Annotated in this window: 7 protein-coding genes and 1 pseudogene; 6 read left to right on the forward strand and 2 right to left on the reverse strand. The window is 69.6% G+C overall.

What is annotated here, in order from left to right:
- Position 1: 1 nt before the first annotated feature.
- From CDO52_RS28105 to CDO52_RS10580, 4 genes are all read left to right on the forward strand, one after another.
- Positions 2–1891, forward strand: coding sequence for a type I polyketide synthase (locus CDO52_RS28105; protein WP_094932349.1), 1890 nt, complete (start codon positions 2–4; stop codon positions 1889–1891).
- A gap of 97 nt (positions 1892–1988) precedes the next feature.
- Entirely contained in the window at positions 1989–2321 is a 333-nt protein-coding gene (locus CDO52_RS29430) for an acyltransferase domain-containing protein (RefSeq protein WP_394340783.1), read from the forward strand.
- 141 nt (positions 2322–2462) lie between these two features.
- The gene (locus CDO52_RS28115; protein WP_198345844.1) at positions 2463–3314 is read left to right on the forward strand and encodes an acyl carrier protein; all 852 of its coding nucleotides are present in this window, start codon (positions 2463–2465) and stop codon (positions 3312–3314) included.
- A gap of 58 nt (positions 3315–3372) precedes the next feature.
- Positions 3373–9621, forward strand: coding sequence for a type I polyketide synthase (locus CDO52_RS10580; RefSeq protein WP_094932352.1), 6249 nt, complete (start codon positions 3373–3375; stop codon positions 9619–9621).
- 106 nt (positions 9622–9727) lie between these two features.
- Here the strand turns inward: CDO52_RS10580 and CDO52_RS10585 are convergent, their stop codons facing one another.
- Together CDO52_RS10585 and CDO52_RS10590 are read right to left on the reverse strand one after the other, a co-directional pair.
- Positions 9728–10099, reverse strand: coding sequence for a hypothetical protein (locus tag CDO52_RS10585; protein WP_017621907.1), 372 nt, complete (start codon positions 10097–10099; stop codon positions 9728–9730).
- A 384-nt stretch (positions 10100–10483) separates the two neighbouring features.
- Positions 10484–11413 carry a LysR family transcriptional regulator gene (locus CDO52_RS10590; protein ID WP_017621908.1) on the reverse strand — a complete coding sequence of 310 codons (930 nt, stop codon included), beginning with the start codon at positions 11411–11413 and terminating at the stop codon, positions 10484–10486.
- Between the two features lie 107 nt (positions 11414–11520).
- Between CDO52_RS10590 and CDO52_RS10595 the strand changes: the two genes are divergently transcribed.
- Positions 11521–12063 (forward strand): dihydrofolate reductase family protein, encoded by a 543-nt coding sequence (locus CDO52_RS10595; protein WP_017621909.1) that lies wholly within the window; start codon positions 11521–11523, stop codon positions 12061–12063.
- Positions 12064–12219: 156 nt separating this feature from the next.
- Positions 12220–12600: pseudogene (locus CDO52_RS10600) on the forward strand (helix-turn-helix domain-containing protein); the annotation flags it as partial.
- Between the last annotated feature and the right edge of the window lie 21 nt (positions 12601–12621).

Genomic DNA, 12621 nt, shown 5'->3' on the forward strand with positions numbered 1-12621 from the left:
CATGGAGATGGACAACACGAAGCTGGTCGAAGCGCTGCGATCCGCCCTCAAGGAGAACGAACGACTGCGCGACCAGAACCGCCGCTTGGTGCACCGGGCCGGGGAGCCGGTGGCGGTGGTGGGTGTGGGGTGTCGTTTCCCGGGTGGTGTGACCTCGGCGGAGAGCCTGTGGGGTGTGGTGTCGGGGGGTGTGGACGCGGTCGGGGATTTTCCGGCCGATCGTGGCTGGGACCTGGAAGGACTCTTCAGCCAGGACCCGGATTCGGCTGGAACGTCGTACGTACGGGAGGGCGGCTTCGTTGAGAACGCCGGAGGCTTCGACGCGGGGTTCTTTGGAATCAGTCCGCGTGAGGCGGTGGCGATGGATCCGCAGCAGCGGTTGCTGTTGGAGACGTCGTGGGAGGCGGTCGAGTCCGGCGGGATCGATCCGCAGTCGTTGCGGAGGTCGGGGACGGGGGTGTTCGTCGGTGTGGTCGCCCAGGACTACGGCCCCCGTGTGGCGGATGCCCCACCCGGCCTGGACGACCTGACCCTCACCGGTGGTATGTCCGGGGTCGCTTCCGGCAGGATCGCCTACAACCTCGGCCTGGAAGGGCCCGCCATGACCGTGGACACGGCGTGCTCGTCGTCGCTGGTGGCATTGCATCTGGCGGTGCGGTCGCTGCGTGCGGGGGAGTGCTCGCTGGCGCTGGCCGGGGGCGCCACCGTCATGGCGACACCGGGGATGTACATCCAGTTCAGCCGTCAGCGGGGGTTGGCGAGCGACGGCCGGTGCAAGGCGTTCGCGGCCGCTGCGGATGGCACGGGGTGGGCGGAGGGTGCGGGCGTTCTGCTGCTGGAGCGGCTGTCCGATGCTCGGGCCAACGGACATCGGATCCTGGGCGTCGTGCGCGGCAGCGCCATCAACCAGGACGGTGCGTCGAACGGACTGACCGCCCCCAGCGGCCCGGCGCAGGAGCGCGTCATTCGCGAGGCGCTCGCCGACGCCCGGCTGGCCGCCGCCGAGATCGATGCGGTTGAGGCGCATGGCACTGGCACGCGGTTGGGTGATCCGATCGAGGCCAATGCGTTGCTGTCCACCTACGGCCGGGAGCACTCTGCCGATGGCCCGCTCTGGTTGGGGTCGTTGAAGTCGAATATCGGTCATGCGGTGGCAGCAGCGGGTGTCGGTGGTGTCATCAAGACGCTCATGGCATTGCGTCAGGGGGTGTTGCCGCCGACGCTGCACGTGGATGCGCCGACCCCGGAGGTGGACTGGTCGTCCGGAGCGGTCCGGTTGCTGACCGAGGCCCGCGAGTGGCATCGAGAAGGACGCCCGCGCCGCGCCGGGGTCTCCTCCTTCGGCATCAGCGGCACCAACGCCCACGCCATCATCGAGGAACCGCCCGCCGACGACACTCGGACAACGTTCACCGTCTCGTCACCACCCACGTCCACCCCCCGCACCCTCGCCTGGCCGGTCTCCGGCCACAGCGAGACCGCCCTGCGCGCCCAAGCTCAGCGGTTGCGCGACTTCGTCCCCCAGAACGCGGACATGGCGGATGTCGGGTGGTCGCTGGCAACGGGTCGTGCGCACCTGGAGCACCGAGGGGTCGTAGTCGGCTCGGGGCGCGAGGACCTGCTGCGCGGTCTTGACGAACTCGCCGTCGGCACCCCCGGCATCGCGTCCGTGCAGGGCCGGGCCGTTCGTGGCACCACCATGACCGCCTACCTGTTCGCCGGTCAGGGGGCACAGCGCGTGGGCATGGGACGTGGGCTGTATGGGGCGTGGCCGGTGTTCGCGGAGGCGTTCGATGAGGTGTGTGCGGGGTTCGGGGGCTGTTGGAGCGGCCACTGCATGAGGTGGTGTTCGCGGATGCGGGGTCGGCGGATGCGGAGCTGCTGGACCTGACCGAGTACACGCAGCCGGCGCTGTTCGCGGTGGAGACGGCTCTGTTCCGGTTGTTGGAGTCGTTCGGGTACGGCCCGACCTCCTGCTCGGGCATTCGGTGGGGGAGTTGGCGGCGGTCCATGCGGCGGGTGGGGTGCCGCTGTCGGATGCGTGCGCGCTGGTGGCGGCGCGGGGCCGGTTGATGGGCCGTGTCGGGCACGGGGCGATGGTGGCGGTCGGCGCCCCAGAGGAGCAGGTGGCGGGGTCGTTGCCGGATGGGGTCGTGGTGGCGGCGGTGAACGGCCCGTCGTCAGTGGTGGTGTCCGGGACGAGCGCGGCGTGGCCCAGGTCGAGGGGGAGTGGCGCGGTCGGGGAAACGGGTGCGCCGGCTGCGCGTGGGGTGCGGCTTCCATTCGCCGTGCGTGGACGGGGTGCTTGCAGAACTGGCTGAAGCCGCGGGGCTGTGTCGTGGGGCGACCTTGAGGTGGGTGTGGTGTCGGGGGTGTCGGGGCGGTTGTTGGGTGCGGGGGAGGTGGGTGATGCGGGGTATTGGGTGCGTCAGGCGCGGGATGCGGTGCGGTTCGGTGACGGTGTGAGGTGGCTGCTGGGTGAAGGGGTCACCACCTTCATCGAGCTCGGACCGGGCAGTGAACTGTCCGGGCTCGCTGCGGAGACCCTCGCGTTGCACAACGGGCCGAACACCCCCGCGATGATCCCGCTCATGAGTGCGGACCGCCCCGAAACCGAACAGTGGGTGCGGGCGCTGGCCGAGGTGCACGCCTCGGGTGTGGATGTCGACTGGGCCCTGCTGTTCCCGGGGGCGCGGTGGACGGAGCTGCCGACCTACGCCTTCCAGCACCGCCACTACTGGCTCGACGCCACCGGAACCACGGCGAACCGGGCCACCGACGGCGCACCGGCACCGGTGCCCAAGACCCCCGACTTCGCCGCTCTCGACCCCGCCGAACGCGAACGGCAGCTGCTCGATACCGTTCGCGCGGCCACAGCTGCGGTCCTCGGCCACACCGATCCCGCCGAGATCGATGACGACCGGGGGTTTCTCGACGCGGGCGGCGACTCCCTCAGCGCGGTCCGACTCCGCGACCGCCTGCGGGCGGTCACCGGGCTGGACCTGCCCACGACGGTCGCCTTCGACCACCCGACCCCGGCCGGCCTCGCTCGCCACCTCGCTGACCGGTTCTTCGACAACGCAGCCGGATCCGTCCTGGGCGAGGTCGAGCGCATCGAAGCCGCGATGGTCACCGATGCCCTGCCCGACACTGTCCGCACCACCGCCATCACCCGCCTGCGGGCGCTGCTGGACCGGCTCGGCGACGGCGATCTCGCCGATCACCGTGCGGCCGCCTCTGCGGATGACGATCTGCGTGACGCCTCCGATGAGGAACTCCTCGCCTACATCGACAAGGAGTTCGGGATTTCCTGACCGTCAGCCGTAGGAACGCCGGAGCACCGTGACGCCTGAGGGGAGAAGTGGGTCAGCGATGACGAACGAGGACAAGCTCCGCGACGTGCTGAAGCAGGTCACCACCGATCTGCGGCGGGTCCGCGAGCAGAACCGTCGTCTGCTGTACAAGGCGGGGGAGCCGGTGGCGGTGGTGGGTGTGGGGTGTCGTTTCCCGGGTGGTGTGACCTCGGCGGAGGGCCTGTGGGGTGTGGTGTCGGGGGGTGTGGACGCGGTCGGGGACTTTCCGGCCGATCGTGGCTGGGACCTGGAAGGACTCTTTAGCCAGGACCCGGATTCGGCTGGGACCTCATACGTACGTGAGGGCGGCTTCGTTGAGAACGCCGGAGGCTTCGACGCGGGGTTCTTTGGAATCAGTCCGCGTGAGGCGGTGGCGATGGATCCGCAGCAGCGGTTGCTGTTGGAGACGTCGTGGGAGGCGGTGGAGAGCGGCGGGATCGACCCGCTGTCGTTGCGGGGGGCGGGGACGGGGGTGTTCGTGGGCGTCGTCGCCCAGGACTATGGCCCCCGGCTGCACGAAGCCGCTGACGGTGTGGACGCCCACCTGCTGACGGGCAACGCGGCGAGCGTCGCTGCCGGACGCGTCTCCTACATCTTCGGCTTTGAAGGCCCCGCCATGACTGTGGACACGGCGTGCTCGTCGTCGCTGGTGGCGCTGCATTTGGCGGTGCGGTCGCTGCGTGCGGGGGAGTGCTCGCTGGCGCTGGCCGGGGGCGCCACCGTCATGGCTGGTCCCGGTGCGTTCACCGCCTTCAGCCGTCAGCGGGGGTTGGCGCGTGATGGGCGGTGCAAGGCGTTCGCGGCCGCTGCGGATGGCACGGGGTGGGCGGAGGGTGCGGGCGTTCTGCTGCTGGAGCGGCTGTCCGATGCTCGGGCCAATGGGCGTCGGATCCTGGGCGTCGTGCGCGGTACCGCCATCAACCACGACGGCATCAGCAGCGGCCTGACCGTTCCCAACGGCACCTCCCAGCAGCGTGTGATCGGGCGTGCGCTGGCCGATGCGGGGTTGTCGGCCGGGGACGTCGATGCGGTTGAGGCGCATGGCACTGGCACGCGGTTGGGTGATCCGATCGAGGCCAATGCGTTGCTGGCGACTTACGGCCGGGAGCACTCTGCCGACGGCCCGCTCTGGTTGGGGTCGTTGAAGTCGAATATCGGTCATGCGGTGGCAGCAGCGGGTGTCGGTGGTGTCATCAAGACGCTCATGGCATTGCGTCAGGGGGTGTTGCCGCCGACGCTGCACGTGGATGCGCCGACCCCGGAGGTGGACTGGTCGTCCGGAGCGGTCCGGTTGCTGACCGAGGCCCGCGAGTGGCATCGAGAAGGACGCCCGCGCCGCGCCGGGGTCTCCTCCTTCGGCATGAGCGGCACCAACGCCCACGTGATCCTGGAGGAGGCACCTGAGGAACCCGCCATCACACGGATCCCCACCTCCCGCCAGGCGGAATGGCCGAGCCACCCGGTCCTGCCCTGGGTGCTGTCCGCCCGCACTCCCGAAGCCCTCGGCAAGCAGGCCGAGCGGTTGCGCGACTTCGTTCCCCAGAACGCGGACATGGCGGATGTCGGGTGGTCGCTGGCAACAGGTCGGGCGCGCATGGAACACCGCGGCGTCGTGGTGGGTGCGGAACGTCAGGACTTCCTCCGCGGCCTCGACGCGTTGGCCCGCGGCGCAGACGACACCACGGTGATCCGCGGAGACGGCAACCACCGGCCCGGCCGACTCGCTGTGCTCTTCTCCGGTCAGGGGGCCCAGCGTGTGGGGATGGGGCGGGGGTTGTATCGGGCGTGGCCGGTGTTCGCGGAGGCGTTCGATGAGGTGTGTGCGGGGTTCGGGGGGCTGTTGGAGCGGCCACTGCATGAGGTGGTGTTCGCGGATGCGGGGTCGGCGGATGCGGAGCTGCTGGACCTGACCGAGTACACGCAGCCGGCGCTGTTCGCGGTGGAGACGGCTCTGTTCCGGTTGTTGGAGTCGTTCGGGGTACGGCCCGACCTCCTGCTCGGGCATTCGGTGGGGGAGTTGGCGGCGGTCCATGCGGCGGGTGGGGTGCCGCTGTCGGATGCGTGCGCGCTGGTGGCGGCGCGGGGCCGGTTGATGGGCCGTGTCGGGCACGGGGCGATGGTGGCGGTCGGCGCCCCAGAGGAGCAGGTGGCGGGGTCGTTGCCGGATGGGGTCGTGGTGGCGGCGGTGAACGGCCCGTCGTCAGTGGTGGTGTCCGGGGACGAGCGCGGCGTGGCCCAGGTCGAGGGGGAGTGGCGCGGTCGGGGGAAACGGGTGCGCCGGCTGCGCGTGGGGTGCGGCTTCCATTCGCCGTGCGTGGACGGGGTGCTTGCAGAACTGGCTGAAGCCGCGGGGGCTGTGTCGTGGGGCGACCTTGAGGTGGGTGTGGTGTCGGGGGTGTCGGGGCGGTTGTTGGGTGCGGGGGAGGTGGGTGATGCGGGGTATTGGGTGCGTCAGGCGCGGGATGCGGTGCGGTTCGGTGACGGTGTGGGGTGGCTGCTGGAGCAGGGCGTGTCCACTTTCATCGAACTCGGACCCGACGGATCACTCACGGCCATGGCGGCCGAATGCTCCGAGGCGCACCGCGAAAGAGACGGCGGAGAGAACGGCCGGGTCAGCCTGATTCCCTCGATGCGGCCCGGGCAAGCGGAGCCCGAGCGGTGGGTGCGGGCGTTGGCCGAGGTACATGCGTCGGGTGTGGATGTCGACTGGGCCCCGCTGTTCCCGGGGGCGCGGCGGACGGAGCTGCCGACCTACGCCTTCCAGCACCGCCACTACTGGCTCGACAGCGAAGAGACGCGTGTGGGGCACACGGTCAACGGAGCCACACCCGCCGATCACCCCTTCTTGAAAGCAGTGATTCCGCTCCCCGGGACCGACGGGACCCTCTTCACCGGCCGCATCTCCCTTCGCAGTCACCCCTGGCTCGCCGACCACGCCGTGGGCGGTACCGCCCTGCTGCCGGGCACCGCGATCGTCGGCCTCGCGCTCCACGCGGGCGACCACACCGGCGCACCGCACCTCGACGAACTCACCCTGCACGCCCCTCTGTCCATTCCCGCGGACGGGGCCACCGCTGTTCAGGTCACCGTCGGTCCCGCTGACGATGACGATCGCCGACCCGTCACGGTCCACTCCCGCCCCGCGCGGGCATCCGGCGACACCGGCACCTCCTCGTGGACCCTGCACGCGGAAGGGACGCTGACCCGGCACACCACACCCGGGGCATCCGCCCCCAGCGCCTGGCCGCCGCCGAACGCCGAGTCCATCGACATTGATGGAACCTACGAGCGGCTCGCGGGTCTCGGCTACGAGTACGGCCCGGCATTCCAGGGTCTGCAGGCGGTCTGGCGCGTCGGCGACGAAATCCTGGCCGAGGTGTGCCTCCCCACCGACCGCCACTCCGAGGCGATCCCCTTCGGCCTGCACCCCGCCCTCCTGGACGCCGCACAGCACGGCATCGCCATCGGCGACGGCGCCATCCCAGATGAGGAGATCGCGCTCCCGTTCTCCTGGTCCGGTGTCACCCTGCACGCCGACGGCGCCACCGACCTGAGGGTGCGGCTGTCGCGCACCGGCCCGAGCACCTTCTCCCTCACCGCGACTGACCCTGCGGGCGCACCCGTCGTGACGATCGGCGCGCTGACGCTACGGCCGATGAACCCCAGCCGTGCCGCCACCACCGACGACCTCTTCATCCTCGACTGGGCGCCATTGCCGGACTCCCCAGCCACGCGCGAAACCGACAGGTGGGCCCTCCTCGACTCCAACGGGACCCTCGGATCAGTAGACCTCACCGTCACCACCCACCCGGACCTCGCATCCCTGCGTGCGTCGATCAGCGCGGGAGCCCCCGTCCCCCAGGCAGTGGTCTTACCCTGCCTCCCTGACCCGGACGGCCCGCATCACGTCGCCGACGAAGCGCGCACCGCCCTGCACGCGATGCTCGACCTGCTCCACGACTGGCTGGACGACGATCGCCTGGAAAGTACGCAGCTGGTAGTCGTCACCAGCGGCGCGGTGGCGGCCCACGCCGACGACGACATCACCGACCTCGCCCACGCACCGCTGTGGGGGATGCTCCGCACCGCCCAGACCGAGCATCCTGGTCGGCTGGTCGCCATCGATGTCGACGACGTCGACGCCGCGCTGCCCCTTCTTCCGGACGCCGTCGCCAGCGGAGAACCGGGGATCGCCATTCGCGACGGTCACATGCTGGCCCCCCGCCTGGCCCGCCCCCCGGAGCCCAGGGGCACCTCGCTGCCCGCGCTACCCGCCGATGGGACCGTTCTGATCACGGGCGCCACGGGAACGCTCGGTGGGGAGGTTGCCCGGCACCTGGTCACCTCCTACGGCGTTCGGCACCTGCTCCTGCTCGGCCGCAGTGGGGGCAGGAGCGCGGCAGCCGCCGAACTCGCCGCAGACCTGACAGAACTGGGCGCCGAGGTCTCGTTCGCGGCCTGCGATGCCGCCGACCTCCCGTCGGTCGAACGCGCGCTGGATGGCATCCCTGCAGAGCACCCGCTGTCCGCGGTCGTGCACATCGCCGGCGTCCTCGACGACGGCGTGCTCACCTCGCTCACACCTGAGCGCATCGACCGGGTGATCCGCCCCAAGATCGACGCCGCATGGAACCTGCACAAACTCACCGGGGGCCACGACCTCTCGGCCTTCGTGATGTTCTCATCCGCTGCCGGACTCCTGGGTGCGCCCGGCCAGGCCAACTACGCTGCGGCCAACACCTTCCTGGACGCCCTCGCCCACCACCGTCGTGCGGCCGGCCTACCCGCGACCTCGCTGTCGTGGGGGCTGTGGGGTCAGCGCACCGGCATGACCGGACACCTCGACGCGACCGACCTGAACCGGATGACCCGCATGGGCATGGCCGCGCCCCTGGACACCGAGCAGGGCCTGGCGCACGTGGACACCGCTCTGCGCTCCGGCGTGCCGCACATGGTGCCGCTGCCCCTGGACCTCCCCGGTGTGCGCGGACGTGCGTCTCGTGCGGGTGAGGTGCCTCCGCTGTTCCGCGGCCTTGTCCGCCCACCACGCCGTCGGGCTGCGGGGGCGGCGGGAACCGGCGAGGGAGCGTTGCGCGAGCAGGTCGCCGACCTGTCCGCGGACGCCGCCGAACAGATCCTTACCAATCTGGTACGGGCGCGGGCCGCCGACGTCCTCGGCCACGCCGACGCCGACAAGATCGACCCCGAGCGCGAATTCCTGGAGGCGGGGTTCGACTCCCTCACCGCCGTCGAACTCCGCAACCAGCTCAATGACGCCTCCGGTCTCCGCCTGCCCCCAGCACTGATCTTCACCTACCCGACGCCCCAGGACCTGGGCCGCCACCTGGCCGGAGAACTGACCCGCAACGGCCCCAGCGCAGAGGACGCTTCGATGGCGTCGCAACAGGACGAACCTGCGGACGCCGTCCTCCCTGACAGCCTCGTGACCCTGTTCCGCCAGACCTGCCAACTGGGCCGCATCGACGACGGCATCCGGATGGTCGAGGCCGCCGCCCAGGTCCGGCCCACCTTCGGCCACGACGGCGACCCGGACGGCGTGCCCGCCCCGGTACGCCTGGCACAGGGTGATGCCCAACCAGCGCTGATGTGCTTCGCCTCGCTGGTGATGATCTCCGGCAGCCAGGAGTACGCGCGCTTCGCCGCCCCTCTGCGTGGGGCGCGCGACGTCACCGTCCTCCCCGAGCCCGGATTCCGGCCTGGCGAACGCCTGCCGGAGGACGCCGACGTCGCGATCGAGTCCCAAGTGCGCGCCGTCCTGAGCTGCATCGGTGAATCCGGGCAGCCGCCGTTCTGCTTGGTCGGCAGGTCATCGGGCGGCTGGATCGCCCACGCCGTCGCCGCCCGTCTGGAAGCGCGGGGCGTCTTCCCACACTCCGTCGTTCTGATCGACACCCCACTCCCGGATGCTTCGGCGACCCTCCCCGTCATCGAAACCGCGGTACTCCACCGCGAACAACAACTCGGGCTGATGGACACGGCCCGTGTCACCGCCATGGGCGGCTACCTGCGCATGTTCGCCGACTGGAAGCCCGAGCCCATCACGACCCCGACCCTCCTCGTCCGCCCTGAGGGCCCGGTCACCGGCCCCTCGGGCGAACCCTTGGGCGGCCCCAACTGGCGCTTCGCCTGGCACCTCCCGCACACCGTGCTCGACGTCCCCGGCAACCACCTCACCATGATGGAAGAACACGCCGAGGCCACCGCCCGCGCGCTCGACGCCTGGCTTACCGAGTCGCGAGTGCGGTGAACTCACCCGGGTGGACCCATGAGAAGTGGGGCCCGCGAGGGCCCCTCATCAGGGATTCTGAGTGCATCTGTACGCGCGTACGCCGCGTCGACAGGATCGGCGGGGGTTACTGGGTGAACTCGAACTTGGCGCCTTCGTCGGTGTTGGAGACGTATTCGACCGTGTAACGGTGCAACGTGGCGGATTCCCCCAGCTTCACCGAGGTCTCCTCCCTGTCGTCCACCGCCCCGGAGGTTTCCCGCTCCACCATAACTTTGGCGCTTTTGTCCTTGTTTAGGACGATTCGATACTCGTACTCGGTGACGCCGATGTCGGCCAGATCACCAGAACCGCCAGTGCCCTTGATGGTGACGGTGCAGTTCCCGTCCCGGCACGACGTGCTGCTGGTCCCGGAGTAGGAGGTGGACTCGCACGACCCCGACGCGGCGAGTACCACCAGCGCGCTCATGCCGTACAAGGAGAAGCTCCGCACGTCCATGCGTTATTGCCTTTCTGAGTCGGCCACCGACGATCTTGGTATTCGCGGTCCGGCAGCGTAGCAGGCGCGCAAGGAACGTGAACGGGACGGCCCCGCCATATGGAGGACCTTGCCTGACGAATCCAGCGGCTTCCGCTCAATTTTCGTCGTAGGTCGCTACGTTCGGTGCGTATATATGACCAGAGGGTTCTAATAGAAAGCTATGTCTTACACAGCTGTCGTCGCTTTCTATCGAACGCTAGGAACGGGCCTCGACCGGAAAATAGAACGGCTCATGGGCCGAAACGCCTACGAATATCGGTACGTCGACCGGGTCGGCGACGTTGGTTCGTCTACCTCAGCGTCCATTTCTGATCCCGGCGTCGAGACCGTCCCGGACTGCGTTTAGGCCGATGCGCCGCCTTCCGGTGGCGGAGTGGTGGGTTCAGGCTGCGGCAGTTGCCGTCGGGCCATGGTGAGGAAGGCCCGACCAGCGGGGCTTCCGTGCTGCGGGCGGGTGGCGAGGACGATGCGGCGTTCCAGACTCGGCTTGGTCAGCGGGACCTGCGCGGTTCGAGGTGGCCCGGCGAAGGCGGACACGGGAAGTACCGCGACCCCGATCCGCTGCAGTACGAGCTGGCGGATCAGGCTGAGGTCACGGGTTTCGGCCACGACGTTCGGGGTGAACCCGGCGTCCCGGCAGGCGCGTTCGAGGTTGGTGCGTAGCTTGCTACCGCGAGGGGCGGTGACGATGGGCTCGTCGCGAATCCCCGACAGGGAGAGCGACTCCCTGCGCGCGAGCGGGTGGTCGGGATGCAGGGCGACGCCGACGCCTTCGCGGGCGATGACGTGCGGGCGCATCTCGTCGGGCAGGGGCGGATCCGCCGGGCCCTGACCGATGACGGCGATGTCCAGCATGCCCGTGGCCAGCGCGTTCAGCAGGGCGTCGGTCTCGTCTTCGCGCAGGCTGAGCCGGATCTGCGGGTGTCGGCGGTGGAAAGCGCCGAGCAACTCCAGCACCCGCTGGTCGGGCAACGGCTGGACCAGGCCGACCGCGAGACTGCCGGTGAGCAGGCCGGAGAGTGCGCTGATCGATTCCTTGGCGTTGGTGGCCTCCCCGAGTATGGCCCGCGCGTGCGGCAGCAGCGCCTCGCCCGCTGCGGTCAGCGAGACCGAGCGGCGGTCTCTACGGAACAGTGGCTCGCCCAGCTCGGCCTCCAGGCGCCGAATCTGCTGGCTGATCGCGGGCTGGGCCACCAGGACCCGCTCGGCGGCGCGGGTGAAGTGGCGTTCCTCTGCAACCGCGATGAAGTAGTCGAGCTGGCGGAGTTCCATAAGGAAAGCTTCTCATAGTGAGAATAAAGAGATTCTGGACTTATCACCATGGCCCCATATAGCGTCCCTCACATCACCGAAACCAATCCAAGCGAGAGGGGATCGCCATGGGCAAGCTGGTGGTGTCGGAGTTCATGACCCTCAACGGCGTGATCGAGTCGCCGGAAAAGTGGTCGCTGGACTACTTCGGCAGCGACATCGCGGACTTCAAGCTGGCCGAACTACAGGCCAGCGACGCGCTGCTGCTCGGCCGAACGACCTACAACGGCTTCGCGGCCGCATGGCCGGGCCGCACGGACGAGACCGGCTTCGCGGACAGGATCAACACGATGCCGAAGTACGTGGTCTCGTCCAACGGTGACGCACCCTGGGAGAACACCACGGTACTCGGATCGGACTTCACCGAACGGATCGCCAGACTGAAGGAGGAGGTCGACGGCGACATCCTGGTCAACGGCAGCGGCGAGCTGGTGAACGGCCTGCTTTCAGCCGCCCTGGTCGACCAGTTCACCCTGATCACCTATCCGGTGGTGGTGCCGTCCGGACAGCGATTGTTCGCCGACGGTACGACGGTGTCCCTGGACCTGATCGAGACCCGTCCCTTCGCCACCGGCCCCATTCTCACCCAGTACGCGGTGACGAAGTCCTAAGCAGACCAGTCCGGGCCCGGGTCGCGACCACACTCGCGGCCTAGGTGTACTGACCACTGAGGTTGGTGACATACCGGGACAAGTTGGACATAAAAGGAGGGCCTTCGGTATCGGTGTGGATGTCTGACGTCCGCCCCGAGCACCGCAAGGCCCTCAATGCCTCACGCTACCCACACCAACGCCAAACTCGCACCCGCCGGCCGCCTCGCGCTGGCCCGCTGCATCGTCGATGCCCACTGGCCCCTGCGCCGGGCCGCCGAGCGCTTCCAGGTCAGCCCCACCACCGCCCAACGCTGGGCCGCCCGCTACCGCCAACACGGACCGGCCGGGATGGCCGACGCCTCCAGCCGCCCGCACCACTCGCCCCGACGCACCCCCACCCGCCGCGAACGCCGCGTCATCAAACTCCGCGCCACCCGCCGGTGGGGCCCGGCCCGCATCGCCGGACACCTGGGCATGCACGCCTCCACCGTCCACCGCATCCTGACCCGCTACCCAATGCCCCGCCTGGCCCACACCGACCGGGCCACCCGGCGACCACCTCGCCCCTGATGGAAG

This window comes from Nocardiopsis gilva YIM 90087 (assembly GCF_002263495.1).
Lineage (GTDB): Bacteria > Actinomycetota > Actinomycetes > Streptosporangiales > Streptosporangiaceae > Nocardiopsis_C > Nocardiopsis_C gilva.